Origin of the sequence: Paenibacillus sp. MY03 (assembly GCF_002165585.1) — a bacterium.
Taxonomy (GTDB): Bacteria; Bacillota; Bacilli; order Paenibacillales; family Paenibacillaceae; genus Pristimantibacillus; species Pristimantibacillus agaridevorans.
The window spans coordinates 742353-767208 of the sequence record NZ_MXQD01000004.1 but is presented as its reverse complement, the minus strand read 5'-3'; the positions used below and the strand labels follow the sequence as shown (position 1 = coordinate 767208).

Annotated in this window: 20 protein-coding genes; 15 read left to right on the top strand and 5 right to left on the bottom strand. The window is 53.5% G+C overall.

What is annotated here, in order from left to right:
• The 9 genes from B1748_RS05730 to odhB all read left to right on the top strand — a co-directional run.
• A partial coding sequence (locus B1748_RS05730) for a zinc ribbon domain-containing protein (protein WP_143810251.1) occupies positions 1–213 on the top strand: 213 nt, incomplete at its 5' end.
• Between the two features lie 211 nt (positions 214–424).
• Entirely contained in the window at positions 425–1264 is an 840-nt protein-coding gene (locus B1748_RS05725) for an SMP-30/gluconolactonase/LRE family protein (RefSeq protein ID WP_087566932.1), read from the top strand.
• A 160-nt stretch (positions 1265–1424) separates the two neighbouring features.
• A complete protein-coding gene (locus B1748_RS05720) occupies positions 1425–1841 on the top strand; it encodes a hypothetical protein (protein ID WP_087566879.1) in 417 nt (138 codons plus the stop codon).
• A gap of 141 nt (positions 1842–1982) precedes the next feature.
• Entirely contained in the window at positions 1983–2795 is an 813-nt protein-coding gene (sigI, locus tag B1748_RS05715; RefSeq protein WP_306299313.1) for an RNA polymerase sigma factor SigI, read from the top strand.
• Entirely contained in the window at positions 2792–4282 is a 1491-nt protein-coding gene (locus B1748_RS37800; RefSeq protein WP_087566877.1) for an anti-sigma-I factor RsgI family protein, read from the top strand. The genes sigI and B1748_RS37800 overlap by 4 nt, the downstream gene beginning before the upstream one ends.
• Positions 4283–4482: 200 nt before the next feature.
• A complete protein-coding gene (locus tag B1748_RS05705) occupies positions 4483–5877 on the top strand; it encodes an ATP-binding protein (protein ID WP_087566876.1) in 1395 nt (464 codons plus the stop codon).
• Positions 5878–5954: 77 nt separating this feature from the next.
• Positions 5955–7463 (top strand): leucyl aminopeptidase, encoded by a 1509-nt coding sequence (locus tag B1748_RS05700; protein ID WP_087566875.1) that lies wholly within the window; start codon positions 5955–5957, stop codon positions 7461–7463.
• Positions 7464–7769: 306 nt separating this feature from the next.
• A complete protein-coding gene (locus tag B1748_RS05695; RefSeq protein ID WP_087566874.1) occupies positions 7770–10673 on the top strand; it encodes a 2-oxoglutarate dehydrogenase E1 component in 2904 nt (967 codons plus the stop codon).
• 7 nt (positions 10674–10680) lie between these two features.
• Positions 10681–11943, top strand: coding sequence for a 2-oxoglutarate dehydrogenase complex dihydrolipoyllysine-residue succinyltransferase (gene odhB, locus B1748_RS05690; protein ID WP_087566873.1), 1263 nt, complete (start codon positions 10681–10683; stop codon positions 11941–11943).
• A 736-nt stretch (positions 11944–12679) separates the two neighbouring features.
• On the opposite strand, the gene B1748_RS05685 is transcribed toward odhB, so the two are convergent.
• Positions 12680–13534 carry a helix-turn-helix transcriptional regulator gene (locus B1748_RS05685; RefSeq protein WP_256975536.1) on the bottom strand — a complete coding sequence of 285 codons (855 nt, stop codon included), beginning with the start codon at positions 13532–13534 and terminating at the stop codon, positions 12680–12682.
• 170 nt (positions 13535–13704) lie between these two features.
• On the opposite strand from B1748_RS05685, the gene B1748_RS05680 reads away from it, so the two are divergent.
• The 5 genes from B1748_RS05680 to B1748_RS05660 all read left to right on the top strand — a co-directional run bounded on the left by B1748_RS05680 (position 13705) and on the right by B1748_RS05660 (position 19356).
• A complete protein-coding gene (locus tag B1748_RS05680) occupies positions 13705–14838 on the top strand; it encodes a Gfo/Idh/MocA family protein (RefSeq protein WP_087566872.1) in 1134 nt (377 codons plus the stop codon).
• Positions 14835–15908 carry a Gfo/Idh/MocA family protein gene (locus tag B1748_RS05675; RefSeq protein ID WP_087566871.1) on the top strand — a complete coding sequence of 358 codons (1074 nt, stop codon included), beginning with the start codon at positions 14835–14837 and terminating at the stop codon, positions 15906–15908. Before B1748_RS05680 ends, B1748_RS05675 begins: the two co-directional genes overlap by 4 nt.
• Before the next feature lie 211 nt (positions 15909–16119).
• Positions 16120–17301, top strand: a complete 1182-nt coding sequence (locus B1748_RS05670) for a GTP-binding protein (RefSeq protein WP_087566870.1) — start codon at positions 16120–16122, stop codon at positions 17299–17301.
• Between the two features lie 346 nt (positions 17302–17647).
• Complete coding sequence (locus B1748_RS05665) at positions 17648–18352, top strand: SDR family oxidoreductase (protein ID WP_087566869.1); 705 nt, start codon at positions 17648–17650, stop codon at positions 18350–18352.
• A gap of 53 nt (positions 18353–18405) precedes the next feature.
• Complete coding sequence (locus B1748_RS05660; protein WP_087566868.1) at positions 18406–19356, top strand: aldo/keto reductase family protein; 951 nt, start codon at positions 18406–18408, stop codon at positions 19354–19356.
• A 76-nt stretch (positions 19357–19432) separates the two neighbouring features.
• Here B1748_RS05660 and B1748_RS05655 read toward each other — a convergent pair whose 3' ends face one another.
• The 4 genes from B1748_RS05655 to B1748_RS05640 form a co-directional block, all read right to left on the bottom strand.
• Entirely contained in the window at positions 19433–20512 is a 1080-nt protein-coding gene (locus B1748_RS05655) for a Gfo/Idh/MocA family protein (RefSeq protein WP_087566867.1), read from the bottom strand.
• A 5-nt stretch (positions 20513–20517) separates the two neighbouring features.
• The gene (locus B1748_RS05650; RefSeq protein ID WP_087566866.1) at positions 20518–21456 is read right to left on the bottom strand and encodes a helix-turn-helix domain-containing protein; all 939 of its coding nucleotides are present in this window, start codon (positions 21454–21456) and stop codon (positions 20518–20520) included.
• Between the two features lie 6 nt (positions 21457–21462).
• Complete coding sequence (locus B1748_RS05645; protein ID WP_087566865.1) at positions 21463–22452, bottom strand: Gfo/Idh/MocA family protein; 990 nt, start codon at positions 22450–22452, stop codon at positions 21463–21465.
• Between the two features lie 117 nt (positions 22453–22569).
• On the bottom strand, positions 22570–23427 hold the full coding sequence (locus B1748_RS05640; protein ID WP_087566864.1) for a helix-turn-helix domain-containing protein: 858 nt from the start codon (positions 23425–23427) through the stop codon (positions 22570–22572).
• Positions 23428–23558: 131 nt separating this feature from the next.
• Between B1748_RS05640 and B1748_RS05635 the strand changes: the two genes are divergently transcribed.
• Entirely contained in the window at positions 23559–24854 is a 1296-nt protein-coding gene (locus B1748_RS05635) for a Gfo/Idh/MocA family oxidoreductase (RefSeq protein WP_087566863.1), read from the top strand.
• Positions 24855–24856 lie beyond the last annotated feature (2 nt).

The following is a 24856-nucleotide window of genomic DNA, read 5'->3' as shown; positions in this document are numbered from 1 at the left end:
AGTCGTCAACTGCATTACAAAGCGAAGTGGTATGGCCGAACAATCAAGGAAGCGTCCACATTTGCCCCATCGAGCCAAACTTGCCATGTATGCGGAAACAAGCATGCAGAGGTGAAAAACTTGAGCATTCGCATGTGGACTTGCCCGGTCTGTTTCACGCTACATGACCGAGACAGGAATGCGGCGCAGAATATAAAGGCAATGGCGTTGTAACGAAAGAAACAGGAACTGCGGGAACCGCAGGGATCGCTTGGTGTACGATTTTTCGCAAGAAAATATCGATGCGATTTTGCTCCATAAGGAGCAATAACCCAAGAATCCCCCACCTCTTCAAGGTGGCGGGAGTGTTCAAGGTACACTGGAAGTGTTTTGATGATTGGAGTCTGGCTATCGTCGCCCAGAACTTTAATAGATGAAAGCAGAGGTGGATAGATTGGATCCTTATGTTGCGCAAAGATTTACGAATCCACAGACCTTTACTAATGGTATAGAAGGGCCGGCCTGTGACCGCGAGGGTAATATTTATGCAGTTAATTATGAGAAACAGGGTACGATCGGAAAGGTGACACCGCTAGGGGAAGCGAGTATTTTCGTTGAGCTTCCGAATGGCAGTGTAGGGAATGGAATCCGGTTCAACCAGGCTGGCGAGATGTTGATTGCCGATTATGTAAACCATAATATCATCAAGGTTGACATGAATACGCGGGAGATCAGAATCCATGCTCATGAGCCGAGGATGCATCAGCCGAATGATATTTGTATAACCAGAGATGATGTCCTATTTGCAAGCGATCCGGATTGGGATAACAACAGAGGAAAGCTATGGCGTGTGAACCTTGACGGAACTACGGAATTGCTCGAGGACGATATGGGTACGACCAACGGAATTGAGGTGAGCCCGGATGAGAAGGTGTTGTACGTTAATGAATCTGTTCAGCGCCGGATTTGGGCTTACGATTTAAATAAGAACAAAGAAATAAGCGACAAACGTCTGCTGATCGAATTTCCGGACTACTCTTTGGATGGCATGCGCTGCGATATCGAAGGAAATCTGTATGTTACCCGTATTGGCAAAGGCGTTGTGGCGAAGATTTCACCTGAAGGGGAAGTGCTGGCCGAGATTCTGCTCGAAGGAAAGGATTGTACGAACCTTGCTTTCGGCGGCCCGGAAGGCAAACACTGTTATGTTACAGTAGCCGATATTGGCAATATTCAGGTGTTTCGAACGGATGTTCAAGGTCGTTGCTTTGCAATGTGGCGATAAATTCACTATCAAGAATGAATAAATACTAATGTGAGGACAGAGGGAATGGGCAGGAATTTGTCGATAACGTGGCGAATAATATAAAATTAGCTATCATGTATGAGGTATTATTGGCGAGCAACGAGTAATCACCTTGATAAGCGTGAGGAGGCTGCCGCGGATGAGTTTCTGCTGTGGAGCAAGTATGATTGGTACGAAAGGCACGTTAAAACATTTGACGACGCATATCCACAACGTTCCGATTACATTTTGCCCAGTCTGCCATGGGATCGACGTTCATTACAAGGCGCAAAGCGAATACGACATTCTGGCAGAATACGCGTACGGAGATGGAGCGGCCGAAGTGGATTTTGAGGATTACGTCGATCAAGATCAAGCTTCGCTGCTGGAGAATTGCGTGAACCACGAGAACGAGGAGCCCATGGACGTCGTACGCAGCCAGATTGACATGGCGCTTGATTTGCTCAGCTTCGCCAAACATTTGGAAGATAAGGAATGGCAATACATGCTCAAGAAGCGGCTTCAGGTGCTGGGAAGCAGGCGAAATAAGCTGCTGCAGCGGAAGTCATCGGTCTAAGGTTTCCATCGTATCCCGTTTTAAAGACCTCCATTGGGAGGTCTTTTGTTTGAAATGGAGAAAAAATGAGTATTTTTTAATAAGTACCCCCCCAATCGTCGAAACCAAGACGAAATGATAAGTAGTGAGGTGGAGCGGTTGTTGCTGATCCTGTTTAAGCGATTCATGCGTAAAACGGCTCTTGCTTCGTCTGCGACATTACAGCCTAAGCTGGAGCCAGAGCAATATGTATTGCACATTCGACAAGGCGATGATAAGTTGCGTGAGCAATTCATCGCCGAGTATTCACCATACATAGCTAAAGTAACGAGCAGATTCAGCAAGCGGTATATTAATCCGGAACGGGATGATGAATTCAGTATCGCCCTGCTGGCGTTTAATGAGGCCATCGACGGCTTCGACAGCGAAGCGGGGAGATCGTTCCTAGGATTTGCCAAAACCGTCATGCAGCGTCGGCTTATTGATTATGCGCGAAAAGAACAAAGACATCTTCAATCCGTGCCCTACAGTGCGTTCGATTCGGAGGGAGAGGATCAATCGCCTTACAACGTCCTCGAGACGAAGCAGGCACTGGAGGCTCACGAGACAAGCAGAACCGACCTGGAGCGTCGTGCCGAGATCCTCGAGCTAAGCAGCGAGCTTGAGCCATACGGCATTACGTTTATGGAGCTTGTCGATCAGTCTCCAAAGCATTCCGATTCACGAGCGATGCTGATTGATATTGCATGCCTTCTGGCAGGAAACGCCGATTGGATGGGAATGCTGAAGGCCACTCAGCGGCTGCCTATTAAGGAATTGATGGAAGCCTGCCGCGTATCGCGCAAGACCATCGAACGTAACCGCAAATATATTATTGCAATTGCTATTATCCGATCGGGTGGATACCCGTACATGAACGATTATATGCGTATTCCGAGTTCGAACGAATGGATGAGTAAGGAGGTGAGCCGATGAAACGTGGAATCGTAATGAGCATTCACGAGCAGCATGCCGTCGTGATGACACAGGATGGCCAATTCCTGAGGGCACCGCTCGCCGGCTCACCCCAAATCGGTCAAGAGCTTCTCTTTGAGGAAGAAGCGGCTCCCCTGCCAAGACGAAGGCTCGCGGGACGGAGAAGGTTTCTGACTTATGCAAGCTCTGCAGCAGCTTTTCTTCTATTAATAACGGTTTGCTTCCTCTATGCAGCTATTGAAAGCAATCCCGTAGTAGCCTACGTGACGATGGATATTAATCCGAGCATCGAGATCGGCATCGACAACAAGGAGAAGGTGCGCGAGCTCAGGGCGATGAACGAAGCAGGCAGCAGGCTTATTGCAGATCTCGATTATAAAGGGCAGCCGGTGGAGAACGTAGCAACCCTGATTCTCGAGAAGGCCAGTCTTGCTCATTATTTGGATGCTCCTCATAAGGACATCCTGATCGCCAGCATTCTAATGAACGGCTCCAAGGAGCAGAACGAGGAATTCGAGCGATTGCTTGCTCAAAGTCTGGATAATGAGCTGCGGGCTTGGCTGACCGAACATGATAAACCGGCCGGCAGCGTGACGATTACGACGTTGTTCTTGCCTGCTGAGCTGAGAAGCGAGGCGGATTCCATTGGAATATCTTCGGGCAAGCTGGCGCTTTATCTGATGGCCAAAAACGAAGGGTACACGCTCGAGATTGATTCGCTTAAAAAGCAGTCCATCGATAATGCCACCGCATCTATAGGCGGTATTGAAGGGATCGTGGGAGCGGCGGAAGAAGCTGCATCCAAAGAACAGCTCGAGAAGCTGCTGCAGCAGGAGCGGGCCGAAAATGCGAACGCGGCCTCCAAACCTTCGCCGACAGCGACGGCTAAGCCAACTGTTAAACCGACCGCGAAGCCGGCTGATCAACCTGCGACGAAGCCAGCTCCCAAGCCGACGTCCAAACCAACTTCCAAACCGACCGTTAAGCCTGCAGGCAAACCTGGAGGCAAACCGACCGCTACGGCCAAGCCAGGACGCGGGGATTGGGGCAAGTGGGAGGATTGGGAGAAGCAATGGGGCAGCCATTGGGACAAGGAGCAGTTAGAGAAGCTTCGGAAGGAATGGGAGAAAGCAGCGAAGGAATGGGAGAAATCCGGCAAGGATTGGAGCAATCAGTGGGAGAAATGGCTGGAGGAACAGGCTGAGGCTATTAAGGATAGTAATAGGAAGAACGGAAACGGTTCAGGCAAGGACGATAGATGGAATCAGGATGACCGGGACGAAGACGATGATCGTGACGACGATGATTGGAAGCAGAAGGGGCGCGGGGATCAGGCAAGCTGGAATAATGGAGCAGGAGGCGGGATGTTTTCGGGAAGTTCGGGCGGTAAGCGGGATGAAGATAAACGGGACGAAAAACATGAACGGAGAGAAGAGAGGGATCGTGATAAGCGGGGCGACGACAGGAATGAACGAGACGGGAAATAATGGGCGATAAGCCGCAGGACCTAGACGAATCTAATAAAATACACGATTATCCGACTCCTCAAAACGAGTCTTTTCGACTAGGTAGAGGTGTTTATTCGACAGTATTTCCCGTTGACAGCGTTTGTAAAGTAATCCTATGATTAGGTGAGATCGAACTTGATCATTTCTTAGTCTATAGCTTTGTCGGGGAGGCAGATATGATGCAAGCCATTCGAAAGCGTTATTTCCCCGCGCTTGCCGAGTATATCCGTGGTGGTAAAGATGCATCGCTGCAGCACGCGAATGCGCTTGGACAGCAATTGTATGGTTTCCAGCCAGAGGAGATTATCGCCGTACACGAGGATTGTATCCAAGCACTTGCCGCTAACGTGGATTCCAAGGACGCCGTTCAAATCTATCATCGCTCCTTTCTGTTCCTTATGGAGCTTATGGTTGCCTGCCGCTTCCGAATGGAGATCAATTCGGAGGGCGATATCGTGGAGCCGACGGCCGAGCAAAAGATTGTGGCTATGCGCGAAAGATTGCTGAGTTCGAACCGTTCATTCGAGAAGGTCAAAAACAAGTACGAAAACGTCCTGCAACATATGGATAGCGGCATTGCCTTATTCGACGGGGATGGGATTCTATCGTTCGTTAATGTCCAAATGGCGAAATTGCTCGACATTCCCCGAAAGACTCTGGTCGGCTGCAATATCCGCGAAATTCTGCTTCATCCCAAGCTGAACATACATACGAAACGCACCATTTTACGCCTGTACCGGGAGATGATACTCAAGCGCCACCGGTACTATGAGTTTCAGCAGAAAGACGGCAAACATCTGCTTGCGACAGTTACATACGGGGACCAACTGGACGGGGATTTTTTATTCAGCGTTAAGGACGTATCGGAGTACAAACATATTGAACAGAGCGCCCTGCAGAACGACAAGCTTGCCATGCTGGGCAAGATCGCGGCGGCGATTGCCCATGAGATCCGCAACCCGTTAACGAGTATACGGGGCTTTATACAATTGCTCCGTCCTTACTTGCTGGAGGTTGGCAAAGAGGAGTATGCCCGCATTATCCTGACGGAGATCGACAGGGCTAACGACATTATCTACGAATTTCTAAATTCGTCCAAGCCGTCCGCGCCGGTAAAGCAAGCCAAGTCGATCGAGAATCTTATTCGAGAGGTGGTCATGCTGACGGAGAGCGAGTCGCTCATGCGAAATTGCGAGATTGGCATCGAATCGCATCTGGAGGATGCTATCGTCTCCATCGATATTAAGCAAGTGAAGCAGGTGATTCTTAATCTCGTGAAAAACTCGCTGGACGCCGTGGAAGAAACCCAAAGCGAGCGGAGGGGCAGAATCGACATCGTGCTTAACAGCGATGGACAATATGTAGAGATTATGATCAAGGACAATGGCAAAGGGATGGACAAGCTGACGATGAGCAAGCTGTTCGATCCATTCTTCACGACTAAGGAAGAAGGAACGGGGCTTGGACTGTCCGTCAGCTACCGGATAATTCGCAATCACGGGGGCACAATCCGCGTGAACAGCAAGATGGGCAGCGGAACGGAATTTATCATTTATTTGCCATTGGTTGGATAAACCATTAAAATCGAGATCGGGGCTCGGACGAGCCTTGTTTCGATTTTTTTGTTCTTAAGGAAAGCGAGGAGATTAGAATGTCGACAACGTTTACATATGGTGTCAGAAATGAAGGAGCAGCGCCGGATGCGCTGATTCGCTTCGTAACGGAAGAAGAATTGCAAGGAACGGCGACGATCCTTCACGAGAAGCTGGACGAACGGCTGAGAGCGAGGTACGCCAAAGGATTGTTTCAAGGCAAGCCCGAGCAAGTAGAATCTATGGCCGCATTAGGGTTCATAGAGGCTGACACGGTTATCGTGGCCGGGTATCGTCCCGGCTCCGGCACGGACGGACTGCGATTGGCGGCAGCGGCGGCGGCCAAAGCGGCAAGGGCGGCGCGTGCGGCGCATGTCGAGCTGTCTATTGGCGAGGCAGCATTCTCGCAAGATGTGAAGGATTGGGGGGCTGGCGCCGCGGCACAGGCTCTAACGGAGGGATTGCTGCTGGCGCTTCACGATCGCCAGCCCTTGAAGCGAGACGGAAGCGAGCGCTTCGGCTTGACGCAAGTCGATTTCGTGCCGGGAGAAGCCGCTTCTCTGGGAACGAAGGAAGAGTGGGAGCAAGGCATTATGCACGGACGGATTGTAGGCGGGGGCGTCATCTATGCCCGTGATTTGACGAATCTGCCCGGCAACGATCTGACGCCTGAGCGGCTGGCGTTCCATGCGGAGGAGCTTGCGGGAGACTTCGACCTGGATATCGAGGTCATCGACGAGTGGTCTGCGGCCGAGCAAGAGATGGGGGCGCTGTTGGCCGTCGGCCAAGGCAGCGTCAATCCACCGCGCATGATTGTGCTTCATTACAATGGGGCGCCGGATTCCAAGGAAATATGGGGGCTGATCGGCAAAGGCGTAACGTTCGATACGGGAGGCATATCCCTCAAACGGGCTCCGGGCATGGAAGAGATGATATCCGACATGGGCGGAGCTGCGGCAGTGCTTGGCGCCGTTCGGGCGATCGCGGAATTAAAGGCGGAAGTTAATGTAGTCGCGGTTATCCCGGCAGCGGAGAATATGCCGTCCGATCGGGCGTTTAAGCCCGGTGATGTGCTGCGTACGATGAGCGGCTATACCGTGGAAGTCGTCAATACGGATGCCGAGGGACGGCTCGTGCTGGCAGACGGCATGACGACGGCGATCCGCCGAGGCGCGACCAGGCTTATCGACGTTGCAACGCTGACGGGGGCCATCATGGTGGCGCTCGGTTACGAGGCTACCGGAGCCGTTACGAACAATGAATCGCTGATGAATGAAGTGAAGGCGGCCTCCAAGCGGTCCGGAGAACGCATCTGGGAGATGCCGGCCTATCCGGAATTCCGTCAAGCGCTGAGAAGCGACGCCGCGGATCTAAAGAACGGCGGGGTGAAGTACGGGGCAGCCAGCGCCGGAGGACTGTTTATCGGTCACTTTGCAGAAGGACTCCCTTGGGTGCATCTCGACATCGGGGGATCGGCATGGCTTGAACGGGCGCGAGGCTGGGAGCCGAAGGGCGCGACGGGAGTTATGGTGCGAACGCTGGTTGAAATGCTGACGGCGCGAGCTTAGCCGCGTTTAATGAGGCGCCTAGATGGACATGACTGATAGCATGGTTGTTTGCATAAACAAAAAGACGCCGCCATGCCCGCGCGGCATGCCAAGAATCTTTATCCATGCCCGAAATGGATGAAACCGATGCCAATATGGTTATGGATGACAGGCCCGTAATGTACTAAAATATGAAGAAGCTACGCTATTGCATTTGGTGTGCGATTGATAGGCTTCTTCTTTTGATTTATGGTGTATGGCGTATTGAAACGCCCGCCATAGAAAATAATAGGACGGTTATGATTAGAGAGGGTGGAATTTTCTGCAATGAGCATCCATGATGACCACAATTCATCACCTTGGAAAAGCTACTACGGACCAAACCTTGGTTATGTCCAGGAGCAATACGAGCAGTTTCTTCAGGATCCGAATTCCGTAGAGACGTCGGTTCGAGAGCAGTTCGTACTCTGGGGGGCGCCGCCGAGCGACACAGTCGCAGCGCAGGCATCGGCAAGCGCGTCGGCTCGGACGTCTTCCGCAGCCGTTGTTCCCGGCCCGGTCGACAGCAATATGTTGAAGAAGGTCGTTGCCGCGCATCAGCTCATGCTGAACATTCGCAGGTACGGCCACTTGGGCGCGGACATCAATCCGCTGGGTATCAGCCGGGCAGCGGATACGAAGCTGCTGGAGCCGGAGACTTTCGGACTTACGCAGCAGGATCTTGCTTCCATCCCTGCATCGCTGATCTGGGATAACGCGCCGGCATCGGTATCGAACGGTTGGGATGCCATTGTCAGATTAAGAGAAATCTACACCCGCTCGGCTGCATACGAATTCACTCATATTCATGACGAGAACGAGAGAATCTGGCTGAACAAGCAAGCGGAATCCGGCGACTTCCCGGCTCCTCTCTCCAAGCGAGAAAAGGAGACGCTGCTGGAGCGTCTTTTGCAGGTGGAGCAGTTCGAGAGTTTTATCCACAAGACGTTCGTCGGGCAGAAACGGTTCTCTATCGAAGGCGTCGACATGCTGGTTCCGGTACTGGACGAGATCGTACGCGCGGTTGCGCATGACGGCGCTCACGATATTCTTATCGGCATGGCTCACCGCGGCCGCTTGAACGTGCTTACGCATGTGCTGGGCAAACCGTATGAAAAGATTTTTTCGGAGTTCCATCACTCTCCGAACAAGGAATTGGTTCCGTCGGAAGGGTCGATCGGCATCAACTATGGCTGGTCGGGCGACGTAAAATACCATTTGGGCGCCGATCGGGCGTTTACGGAAGGCGAGACGGTACGCGCAAGAGTAACGCTTGCGAACAACCCGAGCCATCTGGAGTTCGTAAATCCAATCGTGGAAGGTTATACGCGCGCGGCACAGGAAGATCGCAGCAAGCCAGGCTTCCCCGTACAGGATCAACACAAAGCGGTTACGGTTTGCGTACACGGCGACGCGGCGTTTATCGGCGAAGGCATCGTGGCCGAGACGCTCAATTTCAATAATTTGCAAGGTTACCGCAACGGCGGCACGATTCATATTATTGCGAACAATCGACTGGGCTTTACGACGAATAGCGTGGATTCCCGTTCCACTCATTATGCCAGCGATCTGGCCAAGGGCTTCGACATTCCGATCATCCACGTCAACGCTGACGATCCGGAAGCATGTCTGGCTGCCGTGCGCCTCGCTTGCGAATATCGCCTGATCTACAACAAAGGCTTCGTAATCGATCTTATCGGTTATCGCCGTTACGGTCATAACGAGATGGACGATCCCGATGCAACCCAGCCGCTCGTCTACAGCAAAGTGCGGAGTCATCCTACAGTTGCGAACATTTATGCCGAGCAGCTTAAGTCGGAGAAGACGATTACGGTCGAGCAAGCGGATCAGCTTCGCGCGAAGACGCTTGCCGCGCTTCAAGCCGGATATGATGCCATGAAGGCGAACGAAGGCAAGGCGCATGTACAAGTCACGCAAGAGTCCGGCGTCATCGTGCCGGAAGATGTTCCGACAGCAGTGCCGATGGAGACGCTGAAGGAAATCAACCTGGAATTGCTCAACCGTCCGGAAGGCTTTACGGAGTACTCCAAGCTTCAGCGTATTCTGCAGCGCCGCGCGACAAGCCTTAACGACGGCGAGAAGCTCGACTGGGCGCATGCCGAGACGCTGGCCTTCGCGACGATTTTGGCGGATGGAACGCCGATTCGTCTGAGCGGTCAAGATTCCGAACGAGGCACATTCGCGCATCGCCATATTATGCTTAACGATAACGCAACGGCCGAGAAGTTTACGCCGCTGCATATGTTCCCTCAGGCGAAGGCATCGTTCGCCGTGCATAACAGCCCGTTGTCAGAGACGGCGGTACTGGCCTTCGAATACGGCTACAACGTATTCGCGCCGGAATCGTTTGTCATCTGGGAAGCCCAGTTCGGCGACTTTGCGAACGTAGCTCAAGTTATTTTCGACCAATTTATGTCCGCTGGCCGGGCGAAGTGGTCGCAGAAATCCGGCGTTGCCGTCCTTCTGCCCCATGGCTACGAAGGTCAGGGACCGGAGCATTCCAGCGCGCGTCTGGAGAGATTCCTGCAGCTGTCCGCCGATAACAACTGGACGGTGGCGAATCTGACGACGTCGGCGCAATACTTCCACTTGCTGCGCAAGCAAGCGGCTATGCTGGGAAGCGACAGCGTCCGTCCGCTCATCCTGATGGCGCCGAAGAGCTTGCTCCGTAACCCGCGCGTTGCATCGCACGGTGTGGAATTCAGCGAAGGCTCCTTTAAGCCGGTGCTGCCGCAATTCAGCTTCACGGAATCGAAGGCGGCCAAGGAGAAGGTTAAACGCCTCCTGCTGGGAACAGGCAAAGTAATGGTCGATCTGGACGAAGCGCTTTCGTCGAAGGACGAAGGAGAGTTCGGATGGCTGCGCGTAGCTCGCGTGGAGCAGCTGTATCCGCTGCCTCAGGCCGAGCTGGAGCGCATCATAGCTCAGTTCCCTAAACTCGAAGAGATCGTTTGGGTACAAGAAGAACCGAAAAACCAAGGCTCGTGGTCATACATGGAACCGCGTCTGCGTGAGCTTGCGTCTGGCAAGGCGGTCGTACGTTACATCGGACGCCCGGATCGTGCCAGCACGGCAACCGGACATCAGGAAATTCACGCGGCCGAGCAGCAATCGATCATTTCATCCGCATTGAATGGGCAGCCATTTCAATCGAGTCTGGTAAGGGGGTAACATAAACATGGCAGAAATTATCGTTCCAGAATTGGGAGAATCGATCACAGAAGGTACGATTACGAAGTGGTTCGTTAAAGAAGGGGACTCCGTCAACCAAGGCGACGTCCTCCTCGAGCTTGAGACGGATAAAGTTAACATTGAGATTAGCGCAGACAGCAACGGCGTCGTATCGAGCATCGCGAAGGCGGACGGCGAAGTCGTTCAAGTAGGCGAAGCGATTGGAGCTATCGGCAATTCTACAGGCGCTGCTCCATCCGCGCCTGCACCGGCAGCGGAGCCGTCGGCTCCCGCACCAGCTCCGGCAGTAGCTGCACCTGCAACTCCGGCTGCAGCTCCGGTATTGTCGTCTTCGGCGGCATCGGTTAACGCGTCGCCGGCAGCCCGCAAACTTGCCCGCGAGCAAGGCATCGACCTGACGCAAGTACAAGGCAAAGACGGCATCGGCCGTATTTTCCCTGATGATGTTCGTGCGCATGGGGTACAGGCATCGGCTCCAGCACAGGCGGCTCCAAAGGCACCCGCTGCAGCGCCTGCGCCGGCAGCTTCGGCAGCGACGCAAGGCGGCAAGCCGGTTGAGCGCAAGCGCATGTCGCGCCGCCGCGCCACAATCGCCAACCGACTGGTAGAGGCTCAACGCACGGCAGCTATGCTGACGACGTTTAACGAAGTCGACATGACGGCGATCCTCGACCTGCGCAAGCGCCGCAAACAATCGTTCTTCGATAAGAACGAAGTGAACCTCGGCTTCATGTCCTTCTTCACGAAGGCGGTTGTCGGAGCGCTTAAGCAGTTCCCGCTGCTGAACGCGGAGATCGACGGCGAAGACATTATCATGAAGAAATATTTCGATATCGGTATCGCGGTAGCGGCAAAAGAAGGTTTGGTCGTGCCAGTCGTACGCGACGCCGACCGTCTGGGCTTTGCAGAGATTGAGCGTAACATCGTCGAACTGGCGAAGAAAGCACGCTCGAACACACTAGCGCTCAGCGATCTGCAAGGCGGAAGCTTTACCATTACAAACGGCGGCGTATTCGGCTCCTTGTTGTCCACGCCGATCTTGAACGCGCCGCAAGTAGGTATTCTGGGGATGCACAAGATCCAGCTTCGCCCGGTAGCCATCGACGAAACCCGTATGGAGAACCGCCCGATGATGTATCTCGCTCTTTCGTACGATCACCGTATCGTAGACGGCAGCGAAGCGGTTCGCTTCCTGGTAGCCATCAAAGAAATGCTGGAAGATCCGGAGCAATTGCTGCTGCAAGGTTAATCGCCGGATAAATGTTATAGGATATACCAAAAACCGATCTACTCCCTAAGGGAGCGGATCGGTTTTTTTGAAATGATGGTTAGCAGCATCGTGGCTAACTCCGCGAATGTAGCTGAAAAACCCACTACAATGTGCGCCGAGATAGAGTAACTCCCTGGATATAGCTGAATAGTCAGCTATAATGAGCCGCGTCGGATCTAATTTCGTAAATGTAGCTGAAAATCCCACTACAATGCGCGCCGAGATAGAGTAACTCCCTGGATATAGCTGAATAATCAGCTATAATGAGCCGCGTCGGGTCTAATTTCGTAAATGTAGCTGAAAAACCCACTACAATGTGCGCCGAGATAGAGTAACTCCCTGGATATGGCTGAATAATCAGCTATAATGAGCCGTGTCGGGTCTAATTTCGCAAATGTAGCTGAAAATCCCACTACAATGTGCGCCGAGATAGAGTAACTCCCTGGATATAGCTGAATAGTCAGCTATAATGAGCCGCGTCGGGTCTAATTTCGTAAATGTAGCTGAAAATCCCACTACAATGTGCGCTGAGAGAGAGTAACTCCCTGGATATAGCTGAAAAAGCAGCTATAATGAGGCTACGTTCAGCTGCCAATTGTTGAAATCAACTGCGTCACGTCAGCATATGGTTACCTGCCCGCCGACGAGTCCGGGGCGAACCCTGATAAGCGTCGCCCTGGCACACAAGACAGCAAGGTGCAATAGCACCTTATGCTCAAGTTTTTGCTTGCAGGATTTGATTCTTCTTGCGATATTGCTCCGGCGTCATGCCGGTATGCTCTTTAAATACTCGGCTAAAATGGGAAGGATGTTTAAAGCCGACGTCGTAGCCGGTCTCCGTGATGCTGCTTTGACTTTGGATAAGTCGCAGCTTGGCCTGATACACCCTGCGGTGCATCAAATATTGGAAGATGGTCATGCCGGTCACCTGCTTAAACGTCTTGGCCAAATAAAACTTGCTGAGATGCAGCCTGTCACCGATGTCCTCCAATGTAATTTCTTCGTGATATTGGTTCTCCAGAAACGAAATAATGGCTTGCACATGCTCCTCCTTCGAGGATGGATAGCTGTTTTTCGCCTTGAGCGGTTGATCGCAGAGTTCGCCGAGAAAGATAAAAAAGTCCAGCAAACGCGCCTGGAAACGTTGATAGGAATGGGGGGTTCCGCGGGCGTACAGCTCGTTCATAAAGGCGAGCGACTCCTCGGCTTCCGCCTTGGCTTCGCCGCGGAGCTGCAGCCTTACATTTTGCAGCTTGCTAAACGGCGCCAGCAGGTCGTCCGTAAAGCCAGGCTGAATATGCTGTTGAAAGTAACCGGGATCGAGATGGATTGTCGTCCGATGATAAGCGAAGGCCGGGTCTACATGGGCTTTATGCAAGGTCATGCCGTGCATGAGAAACATATCTCCTGGTTCAAGAACGTAAATTTTGTCATTGATGAGGTAATTCGCTTTGCCGCCGTGAAAATAATAGACTTCGTAATGGGGATGCGTATGGTATTGATGCATATAGTCATAATTGATCGTTGTTCCGATCGTAATCGGAGCGGCGATGCGGTGTCTGGTAATCACGATTCTCCCCCCTAGTGAGACTACCCCAATTATACACCAACCAGAGTCAAATGAAATACAAAAACGGTTAACGCGGAAGAAGAACGGAAGCGTTGCTCATGATAAGATTAGCGCAAGAACAAGTCATTATGGAGACCTACATCGGGTCCCATTAAAGGAGCGTATTATTGATGAGCATTGTACGGTTGGGCGTAATCGGGCTTGGCAATATGGGCAAAGGACATATCGGCTATATGCAACGTGGCGAAGTAAAGGGCGTCAAGCTGACGGCCGTCAGCGATAGCGCGGAGCCAGGACAGCTCTGGGCCAAAGAAAATCTGGGCGATGATGTAACTCTGTTCACCGATCCGTTCGTGATGATGGATTCCGGACTTATCGATGCCGTTCTAATCGCAACGCCTCACTATTCGCACCCGGAGCTGGCGATCGCAGCTTTCCAGCGGAACCTGCATGTGCTTTGCGAGAAGCCGGCGGGCGTCTATACGAAGCAAGTGCGCGAGATGAACGATGCGGCTGCCCGTACGGATGTAAAATTCAGCATGATGTACAACCAGCGGACAAATCCGCTCTATCAAAAGCTCAAGGATCTGGTCGACAGCGGCGAGCTTGGCGAGATCAGAAGAACGAATTGGATTATTACGAACTGGTACCGTTCCCAGAGCTATTACGATTCCGGCACATGGCGGGCGACTTGGGAAGGCGAAGGCGGCGGCGTGCTCATTAACCAGGACCCCCATCAGCTCGACCTGTGGCAATGGACGATCAACATGATGCCTAAGCGGGTTCGCGCGTTCTGCTACTTCGGCAAACACCGCAATATCGAGGTGGAAGACGACGTAACCGCGTTCGTCGAATACGAAAATGGCGCGACAGGCGTATTCGTAACGACAACGGGCGAGGCGCCGGGAACGAACCGCCTGGAAATCAGCGGCGATCGCGGCAAGGTCGTTATCGAGGACAATAAGCTGACGTTCTGGCGTCTGCGTGTTTCCGAACGCGAGTTTAATGCCACTTTTACAGGCGGCTTCGGCGCTCCGGAATGCTGGAAATGCGAAGTTCCCGTTCATGGCACGAATCCCGACCATAAAGGCATTATGCAAAATTTCGTTAATGCCATTCTGCATGACGAAGCTCTTATTGCTCCGGGAGAAGAAGGCATTAAAGGTTTGATGATCTCCAATGCGATGCATCTCTCCACTTGGACGGATAACTGGGTTGATCTTCCGATCGACGAAGAGCTCTATTATTCTTACTTGCAGCAGAAAATTGAAGAATCGCGCAATCGCAAAGGGGTGAAGGCATGAGTAAAGACGGTATGAATTATGCGCCCAAGGGCGACGTAAAACGCGTTGTGGAGCCAGGCCAATTCGTATTTGCGGCCACGAACCTGGATCACGGCCATATTTACGGCATGTGCAATGGTCTTGTTGAGGCAGGAGGCGAGCTTCGTTGGGTATACGACGGCGATCCGACGAGAGCGGAAGCGTTCGCGCAGAAATATCCGGGCGTCAAGATTGCTTCCTCCCTGGAGACGATTCTGGAGGATGCCGAGGTGCAGCTAGTCGCGGCAGCGGCAATCACGTCGCTGCGCGGCCCGCTCGGCGTGCGCGTCATGCGCAGCGGCAAACATTATTTCACGGACAAGGCGCCGTTTACAACGTTGGAGCAATTGGAAGAAGCTCGAGTTGCCGCGAACGAGACCGGCAAAAAATATGCCGTCTACTATAGCGAGCGTCTGCATGTAGAAAGCGCTATTCATGCAGGGGAGCTTATCCGCCAAGGCGCGATCGGCCGAGTCGTACAAGTCATGGGTCTTGGACCGCATCGACTAAATGCGCCGTCGCGTCCCGACTGGTTCTTTAAGAAAGAGCAGTATGGCGGCATCCTGTGCGACATTGGCTCCCATCAGATCGAGCAGTTCCTGTATTTTACGGGGAACACGGAGGCCAAAGTCGTAAACAGCAAGGTCGCGAATTACGCGGCCAAGGACTATCCCGAGCTGGAAGACTTCGGCGATATGACGCTTGTAGGCGAAAATGGCGCAACGGGTTACTTCCGCGTGGACTGGCTGACGCCGAACGGACTAGGCACATGGGGCGACGGCAGAACGCTTATTCTCGGCACGGAAGGATACATCGAGCTCCGCAAGTACATCGACGTGGGCAGAGAAGCGGAAGGCGACCAATTGTATCTGGTAAACGGCGAAGGCGAGCAGCATATGCGCCTCCGCGGCAAAGTTGGATTCCCGTACTTTGGCGAGCTTATTCTCGATATTCTTAACGGCACGGAAAACGCGATGTCGCAAGAACACGCGTTCAAGGCGGCGGAACTGTCGCTGATTGCGCAACGGGATGCGGTTAGAGTGGAAGGTTAATGATGAGGGAGCCGGGCGTAAATAACGCTCGGCTTTTTTTCGTTCCGTTGACAGGCAGAAGAGGTTGTGATAATTTAAATAGTAATAATTACGAATAATTACATAACGAACATACATACTTCCCATACATACATCCTATTGGCTATACGGAGAAGTATCTTTTTTCGGGTTGTTATCGTAATTGTTACGAATAATTAGGAGGGAACCAACGATGCCACAATCCAAAATTCCAGTGACGGTATTAAGCGGCTATCTGGGAGCCGGTAAAACGACGATTCTCAATCATGTATTAAACAATAAGGAAGGTCTGAAGGTCGCGGTTATCGTCAACGATCTTGGCGAGGTGAATATCGATGCGGGATTAATTCAGAACGGCGGAGGGCTGTCGCGCACGGAAGAGAAGCTGGTGGAGCTGTCGAACGGCTGCATCTGCTGCACTTTGAGAGAGGATCTGCTTCGGGAAGTAGAACGATTGGCCGAGGACGGCCGCTTCGATTACATCTTGATAGAGTCGACGGGAATCGGGGAGCCCGTGCCGGTCGCTCAGACGTTTACCTACATCGACGAAGAGCTTGGCATCGACCTGTCCCGAATCTGCAAGCTGGATTGCATGGTTACGGTCGTCGACGCCTACCGATTCTGGCATGATTACTCATCGGGCGAGTCGCTGCTGGATCGGAGCCAGGCCGTCGGCGAAGCCGACACTCGCGAGGTGGTGGATCTGCTTATCGATCAGATCGAATTTTGCGATGTGCTGATTCTTAACAAATGCGACATGGTTGAGGCAGATAAGCTCGGGGAGCTGGAGATCGTGCTTCGGACGCTGCAGCCGCGAGCGAAGTTTATTCGGGCGGTACAAGGCGTTGTAAATCCCAAGGAAATCCTTCATACGGGACTGTTCGATTTCGAGGCGGCAAGCCGTTCGGCGGGCTGGATCAAGGAGCTGGAGTCGCCGCACCATACGCCGGAGACGGAGGAATACGGAATCAGTTCCTTCGTCTACGAACGAAGGAAACCGTTCCATCCGGAGCGACTGATGGCCTGGATGGAGCGTTGGCCCGAAGAAGTCGTTCGCGCCAAAGGGTTCGTATGGCTGGCTACCCGCGATCGTATGGCGCAAAGTCTGAGCCAAGCGGGACCGTCCATCCAATTCGGTCCTGCCGGCCTCTGGGCGGCATCGCTTCCTCAGGCGGAGCTTGAGACGTTGCTCCGCGAGGAAGAAGGACTCCAAGAGAGTTGGGATCCCGTTTATGGGGATCGCGCTACGAAGATGGTGATGATTGGCGTATCGTTGGATCGGGAGCCTTTGACCGCATCGCTGGATCAATGCCTGCTGACCGATTCGGAGATGACACTGGATTGGTCGGAGTTATCAGACCGCTTCCCGCAGTAAACAGAGTTCCGCTTAAATGACCGAAGAACGCGTTGTCGCCGTCCCATTGGAGGTGCAGCGCGTTTTTGCATCTTTTGAGGAGGTCTGGCGGGATGAGGCATCCTTTGGATGTATATGGTTGCAAGCGATTGCAATTGGGATTATGATGAAGTGGCGGACAATTGATCCCCCAACAGGGAAAATGCGTTGCTGTGCCTGCCGAGAGGTTGGGTCTGTCGTTGTGTGTACGCGCGTGCATAAAGTTATCCGTTGATTCTTGATGGGAACGAGGCTCAACGAGAAGATGGGCTTTGCGAGCAGTCAAGATGCTGGAGTTGCTGGAGAACGGTAAATAAGGAGTGTCATCATGAAAAATATCGTCATTACAGGAGCGAATCGCGGTCTTGGATACGAATTAGCCGCCGAAGCGGCGGCGAGAGGTTATCAAGTATGGGCTGGCGTGCGGGGACCGGGCTCCTCGGCCGAGAAGCTGCTTGCGCTGGCGGAACAATATCCGGAGCAAGTACATGTTCTGCCGCTCGACGTTACGGATGAAGCGTCGGTTCGATACGCATTCCAAGAGCTCGCCGCCCGCATCGACTCGCTGGATATCGTCATCAACAGCGCGGCGATCCTGCTTGGGCGGGACCAGAAGCTTGAAGGGCTTGAGATGGAATTGGTCGAGCAATCCTTCCAGACGAACTTGTACGGTCCCATGTTGGTCATGAAGCATGCGCTCCCGCTGCTGAAAAAAGGGTCGGACCAGGCCATCATCAATGTGAGTTCGGAAGCGGGCAGCATGGCCGGGGCTTACGGCGGCGATTACGGTTATGCGTTGTCCAAAAGCGCGCTGAATATGTTTACCGCGCAGCTGCGCAAACAATTCTCGCCGCTTGGATATGCGGTATACGCGGTGCATCCCGGTTGGATCCGCACGGATATGGGCGGAGAGAAGGCGCCTGGGGATGCCGGGGAATCAGCTGCCGGCATCTTGGATCTGGCGGAGCGTAAGCAAGGAGATGCGGAAGGCGCCTTCTTCGTAAATCAACAAGGCGAACCTATGAAGTTGTAATCTTACGAATAACGGATTCGGCAATATAGCAAAAATAGAGGAGGAACAAACAAATGGAATATCGCAGATTAGGAAGAACGGGGCTCAAGGTAAGCGAGATCAGCTTAGGGAGCTGGTTGACCTACGGCAACTCGGTAGATGACGGCACCGCGGCCCGTACGATCGAACAAGCGTATGAGCTCGGCATCAATTTTTTCGATACGGCCAACGTATACATGCGCGGCGCGGCCGAGGAGGTCGTCGGCAAGGCTCTCAGAGCCTATCCTCGCGAATCTTACGTGCTCGCGACCAAGGTATTTTGGCCGATGGGTGACGGAGTAAACGACCGCGGTTTGTCCCGCAAGCACGTGCTGGAGCAGGCGAATGCGAGCTTGAAACGTCTGGGACTGGATTACGTCGACATCTATTACTGCCATCGTTATGACAAGGAGACGCCGCTGGACGAGACGCTGCGCACGATCGAGGATCTTGTGCGGTCCGGCAAGGTGCTGTACGTGGGCGTAAGCGAGTGGACGGCAGCCCAAATCCAGGAGGGACTCGGCTTGGCGGATAAATATCTGCTCGACCGGATCGTCGTCAATCAGCCGCAATACCATATGCTGAACCGGCAGATCGAGAAGGAGATCATTCCGCTCAGCGACAGCAACGGCATCAGCCAGGTCGTATTTTCTCCGCTTGCTCAAGGCGTGCTGACGGGTAAATACCGTCGGGGAGAAGACGGAACGCCATCAGGCAGCCGTGCGACCGATAGCAGCTCCAACATGTTCATCGGCGGTCTTCTAAGCGACGAAAATCTGGAGAAGGTGGAGAAGCTTACCGGGATAGCGGGCGAGCTAGGCATCTCCATGGCTCAGCTTGCTATCGCATGGATTCTCAGGCTGCCGGGCGTAGCCAGCGCTCTCGTCGGCGCGAGCCGCCCGGAGCAGATCGTCGAGAACGCGCAGGCGAGCGGCGTGAAGCTGCCGGAGGAAGTTCTGGCGCGGATAGAGGATATTCTGGCGTAAAAAAACGGCAGTGCAACCGGGAGACGCGTCTCCCGCTGCACTGCCGTTTCTTTGTGACAGCCGAAAAATATACGGCTTAGAAATAGATTGCTTTACCCGTCTTCGAGGACTCGTAGATCGCTTCGAGGATCTGGGAAACCACGTAAGCTTGCTCCGGCGTGACGACAGGCTCCGTATCTTCGTCGATCGCCTTGATCCACAGTCTCATCTCCAGATCGGAATCCTTCTCGGACTTGCCCTCGTAGAAGGCTACGCCGCCCGCGTTCAGGTCGATCTCCTTCGTAAACAAGCGGCTGTGCTGTTCGCCGTTGATGCGAAGACCGCCCTTCATGTCGGCTCCGCCTTCGGTACCGCTCAGCGTACATTTCGCTTCGTCCACTTCCAGCGTGTTCAGCGCCCAGCTGGATTCCAGGACGATGGTAGCGCCGTTCTCCATGACGATCATACCGAAAGCGGAGTCTTCTACCGTAAAGAGCGCCGGATCCCATGGACCCCAGGCATTAGCGGAATTAGCGCGGCCGGACAGCTTGTGGTAAGCCTGGCCAAGCACGACCTTCGGCTTGTAGTTGTCCATCATCCACAGCGTAAGGTCAAGCGCGTGCGTGCCGATATCGATAAGCGGGCCGCCGCCTTGTTTCTCTTCGTCCAAGAATACGCCCCAAGTCGGAACGGCGCGGCGACGAATCGCGTGCGCCTTGGCGTAATACACTTCGCCGAGCTCGCCTGCTTCGCAGATTTGCTTGAGGGTTTGGCTGTCGGGACGGAAGCGGTTGTTGTAACCTACCGTCAGCTTTTTGCCTGTACGTTTGGCAGCTTCCAGCATGCGGCCAGCGTCGTGAGCCGTCTTGGCCATCGGCTTCTCGCTCATAACATGTTTGCCGGCTTCCAGCGCGGCGATCGCGATGTCGGCATGGGAATCGTTCGGCGTGCAGACATGAACGATATCGATGGACTCGTCCTTCAGAAGCTCCGTGTAATCCGTGTATACTTTGGCACCCTCAGCGCCGTATTTGGCCGCTGCTTCAATAGCGCGATGCTCCACGATATCGCAGAATGCGACCATTGCCACATTGTTTAATCTCTTCAAGCTTGGCATATGCTTGCCGTTTGCGATGCCTCCGCAGCCAATAATTGCAATGTTGTACGTTTTGGACATAAGAATTAGCCTCCCGTAATGGTTTGTTTCCGATAATCGGATGGAGTCATGCCGTACCGCTTGCGGAATACGGCATGCAAATAATTGCTTGTGGAGAAACCCGTCATCGTTGCAATCTCCTCAATCGACTTGACGCCCTCGGACAATTCCCGGCAGACGGCCGAGAGCCTTATATCTTCCAGCACGCGGCTGAACGTATGCTCTCCGTCCCGGTTCATTTCCTTGAACAGCCTTTGCATTTGACGAGCGCTTAGACGTTGCTTCTCCGCAACTTCCTCGAGTGACAACGGGCCGCCGTAGTTGGCTTGCATAAATTCCACCGCAAGCTGGTACCGGTAAGCCTTCATATCCTTCGTTGGAAGAAGTCTTGTCTCATTTACTGTATCATAGGCGCGGACGGAGCGCAGCAAAATTTGAATGACATTCTGCTTGATGGTCGTATAGCTGCCTGCATAATATTCGCTGCAGGCTTCGTACGCATTCAGGAAACAACGCATCGCGTCATAAGTATCAAGCGCCGGGAACAAAGGGAGACTCTTCAGCTTGCCGATGCAAGAACGGGCCTCTGCCCATTCCCAGTCCTCATCCGCCTCGTCGCCGGTCGCAATCCGTTCCGCGATATCGATATGAAGACACAGTTCATCCATTCCCTCGCGTTCGCCCGCCTCCTGATAATGCATGACGCCAGGTCCGGTCAAGTAGAATTGGCCAGGCTTGAGCGAATACTCTTCATTGACCAGAATCACCTTGCCCTTGCCCCTGGGAATAAAATGAAACTCATATTCCGCATGCTTGTGAAACGCGACGGCGCGTCCGGAAGGAAAATAGGTCAAATGAAATCGGAGCACGTGGATATCGAACGGTCCCCACTGAAATCGAAGATCGAGACGTTCCAGCGCATCCGGCCGCTCGCTCATGACGGAGTAGGGGAATACCGTTGCCACGGGGAGTTACCCTTCCAACTCGTCCAGACGCACGGCGCGTCCCTCGGAATTGGAGCGTCCCGCCGCTTCCATCAGCATCGTCAGCTCGCGTGCGTAGGCGATGTTTTCGTCCGCCGTCGTGCCGTTCTGAACATGCCCGACCCACTGCTCAAAGGCGCTTTCGCGGTTGGCAGGAATCTCGACCGACTCCCAGGCCTGATCGTCGCCTGTGCGAACCAACAGCTTGTTCTCCGGCGTGCCGTAGAACAGGGAACCCTTCGTTCCATGCACTTCGATGGAGAACGGCGAATGCGGATTGACGAATCCGGCTTCCACGATGCCGATCGCGCCGCCTGCTCCCCGTACCAGAGCAACCGCGTTGTCCTCTACTTCGCGTCCCGTCACATACCCGAATTGAGCCGATACCTCGGATGGCAATTCGCCAAGGAAAAGGCGGGTTAGATACATCGGGTGGCAGCCCAGATCGATCAGCGCGCCGCCGGCGCATTGCTCCAGACTATAGAAGTGTTCCGGCAGCCAATTAGCAAGCGCGCCGTTATGGGATAGTCTGACGCGAACTTGCGTAATTTGCCCCAAGGCTTCCTTCTCCAGAAGCCCGCGAATGGCCAGCGTGTAACCATCGTTCAGACGAGGCAGCGATACGGTCAGCTTCAAACCGTTGTCGTCAACCGCTTTCAGAATCCGATTTACTTCTTTAAGCGTAGGCGCGACAACCTTCTCCGTGAAAATATGTTTGCCGGCCGCAGCCGCGGCGAGCATAACCTCCGTATGGCGATTCGTCGGCGCGTCAACGATGACGGCGTCGATTTCTCCGCTCGTCAGCATATCGTCCAGATTGGCATAAAACGGTACGCCAAGCTTCTCGGCAGCGGCGCGACCGCGCTCCTCGTTCTCGTCCCACACAGCGGCCATGACCGTGTCCGGATGTTTTAAAGCCTGATTTGTATAATCCCAGGCATGTACGTGCCAGTAGCTAATTTTACCGATTCTCAACATTTCATCGTCTCCTTTGGGTCGCCTGACCACAGACTGATACATGCAAATTTATGACAACAAAACAAATTTACCATATTTATTATCCCAATATAAGTGTGAAAAAACGACTGTTTGAGTTTAAAATTGCGACATCGATTTTCGATATTCTCTTGGCGATACGGAGGAGATCTTTTTGAACGTCTTGCCAAAGTGAGAGAAATTATCGAAGCCGACGCGCTCCGCCACCGCGGAGACGGTAAGCTCCGACTCGCGGAGCAGGCGCTGAGCCTCCTTTACCCGCGTCAGCACAACGTAATCCGTAAACGCGAAACCCGTCACTTCCTTGAACATGCGGCTAAGATAATGCGGGCTGATGAAGAAACGCTCGGACAGATCCGCAAGCCGCAGCGACTCGTCGTAATGTCCGTTAATGTAACGGACGATCTCCGATATTTTGGCATGGAGAGGGGAGACGTGCTGGAACGGCTCCGGCTGATGGCTTGCCGAGTAGCGTCCGCACAGAAGCAGCAGACTTGCCGCGGCATTGCGGATCGCCAGGTGGTAGCCCGTCTCGCGAACGTCTGCCTCGAGACGCATGGCCCGGACGGACGCCTCGGCGGCAAGGCTTTCTTGCCGGGGCAGCCTCAGCACGCGGATCTCCGGGGAGAATAACGCGCCGAACATCCCGGACAGCTCGGCTCCAAGATCGCGCAGCCATTCATCCGAGAAGTGAAGAATCAGCCGTTCGTGTCGGGCGTCCCCGGTCTGCATCGTTCGATGGAGCATCTCTTTGCCGATAAAGACAAGGTCGCCTTGCTCCACGAAATAGGAGCGGTCCTCAATGAAATAGATTCGGCTGCCGGACAGCAAGTAATACACCTCGTAATAAGGATGGAAGTGATCGATTGTCATCGTGTACGGTTCGGTTCGTTTCATATATTCGATATAAAGTTTGGCGGGATCGCCGAAGCTGACGTAATCGGATAGAGCGGCCATATGAGATCTCCTCTTTTCGCAAGATATGCGTGGTTTGATGCAATTTGAGCATTAATTGACAAGTATTATAGCATTTCCTTGCTGTAAGATGAAGATGAGAATGGATAAGCGATAACTAGGAGGATAATCATATGACGAAAAAAAGATATGTACTGGTCGGAACAGGCGGACGCGCGGAGTTTTTCTACGGCGCAATTGCCAAGGACTTTAAGGAAACTTCCGAGCTTGTCGCGTTCTGTGATCTGAACTTGACGCGTATGGAATACGCCAACAAAATGCTCGTGACCAAATACGATTACGAGCCGGTGCGCACGTATGCCGCGGACCGCTTCGACGAGATGATTGAAGTCGAGAAGCCGGACGCCGTTATTGTGACAAGCGTTGACCGCACGCATCATACGTATATCATCCGCGCATTGGAGCTCGGCTGCGACGTCATCACCGAAAAGCCGATGACCGTGGACGAGAAAAAATGCCAGGAGATTCTGGACGCGGTAGAGCGTACGGGCCGGAACGTCCGCGTGACGTTCAACTACCGATATGCGCCGCATCATACAAAAGCGCGCGAGCTTATTGACAGCGGAGTCATCGGCAAAGTGACCTCCGTACACTTCGAATGGCTGCTCAACACGCAGCACGGCGCGGACTACTTCCGCAGATGGCACCGCAACAAAAACAACAGTGGCGGCCTGCTCGTCCACAAGTCGACGCATCACTTCGATCTCGTCAACTTCTGGATCGGTTCGGAGCCTGAATCCGTATTCGCCTACGGCGACTTGTTGTTCTACGGCAGGGAGAACGCAGAAGGCCGCGGCGAGACGAAGTTCTACGAGCGCGCCACGGGCAACGCCAATGCGAAGGAAGATCCTTTCGCGCTGCATCTGGACAGCAACGACCATCTGAAAGCCATGTATCTCGACGCCGAGCACGAAGACGGCTACCGTCGCGATCAGAGCGTATTCGGCGACGGAATCAACATCGAAGATACGATGGGCGTGCTCGTCAAATATAAAAACAACGCCATTCTTACTTATTCTTTAAATGCCTATATGCCTTGGGAAGGTTACCGTATCGCGTTTAACGGTACGAAAGGCCGCATCGAGATGAGCATTATTGAACAGTCTTACGTCAACTCCGGTGGCGACAAGGCGCTTGAAGGGGCGGTCATCGGCAAGACGCTGAACGTATTCCCGATGTTCGGTACGCCTTACACCGTCGAAGTCGAAGAAGGCAAGGGCGGCCATGGCGGCGGCGACCCCGTGCTGCTTAACGATCTGTTCGGCGTTCCGAAGGAAGATCGCTTCCGCCGCGCGGCGAACCATGTGGACGGCGCTAGATCGATTCTGACCGGCATCGCCGCAAACCGTTCCATTCAGACGGGGCAAGCCGTACAGGTTGATACTTTGGTGAAATTCCACCAGTCCTAATG

Bases quoted from the DNA above. Each gene is read 5' to 3' on its own strand.
- B1748_RS05720 (WP_087566879.1), top strand. From the start codon at position 1,425: ATGAGTTTCTGCTGTGGAGCAAGTATGATTGGTACGAAAGGCACGTTA.
- B1748_RS37800 (WP_087566877.1), top strand. From the start codon at position 2,792: ATGAAACGTGGAATCGTAATGAGCATTCACGAGCAGCATGCCGTCGTG.
- B1748_RS05705 (WP_087566876.1), top strand. From the start codon at position 4,483: ATGCAAGCCATTCGAAAGCGTTATTTCCCCGCGCTTGCCGAGTATATC.
- B1748_RS05700 (WP_087566875.1), top strand. From the start codon at position 5,955: ATGTCGACAACGTTTACATATGGTGTCAGAAATGAAGGAGCAGCGCCG.
- B1748_RS05695 (WP_087566874.1), top strand. From the start codon at position 7,770: ATGAGCATCCATGATGACCACAATTCATCACCTTGGAAAAGCTACTAC.
- odhB (WP_087566873.1), top strand. From the start codon at position 10,681: ATGGCAGAAATTATCGTTCCAGAATTGGGAGAATCGATCACAGAAGGT.
- B1748_RS05680 (WP_087566872.1), top strand. From the start codon at position 13,705: ATGAGCATTGTACGGTTGGGCGTAATCGGGCTTGGCAATATGGGCAAA.
- B1748_RS05675 (WP_087566871.1), top strand. From the start codon at position 14,835: ATGAGTAAAGACGGTATGAATTATGCGCCCAAGGGCGACGTAAAACGC.
- B1748_RS05670 (WP_087566870.1), top strand. From the start codon at position 16,120: ATGCCACAATCCAAAATTCCAGTGACGGTATTAAGCGGCTATCTGGGA.
- B1748_RS05665 (WP_087566869.1), top strand. From the start codon at position 17,648: ATGAAAAATATCGTCATTACAGGAGCGAATCGCGGTCTTGGATACGAA.
- B1748_RS05660 (WP_087566868.1), top strand. From the start codon at position 18,406: ATGGAATATCGCAGATTAGGAAGAACGGGGCTCAAGGTAAGCGAGATC.
- B1748_RS05655 (WP_087566867.1), bottom strand. From the start codon at position 20,512: ATGTCCAAAACGTACAACATTGCAATTATTGGCTGCGGAGGCATCGCA.
- B1748_RS05645 (WP_087566865.1), bottom strand. From the start codon at position 22,452: ATGTTGAGAATCGGTAAAATTAGCTACTGGCACGTACATGCCTGGGAT.
- B1748_RS05640 (WP_087566864.1), bottom strand. From the start codon at position 23,427: ATGGCCGCTCTATCCGATTACGTCAGCTTCGGCGATCCCGCCAAACTT.
- B1748_RS05635 (WP_087566863.1), top strand. From the start codon at position 23,559: ATGACGAAAAAAAGATATGTACTGGTCGGAACAGGCGGACGCGCGGAG.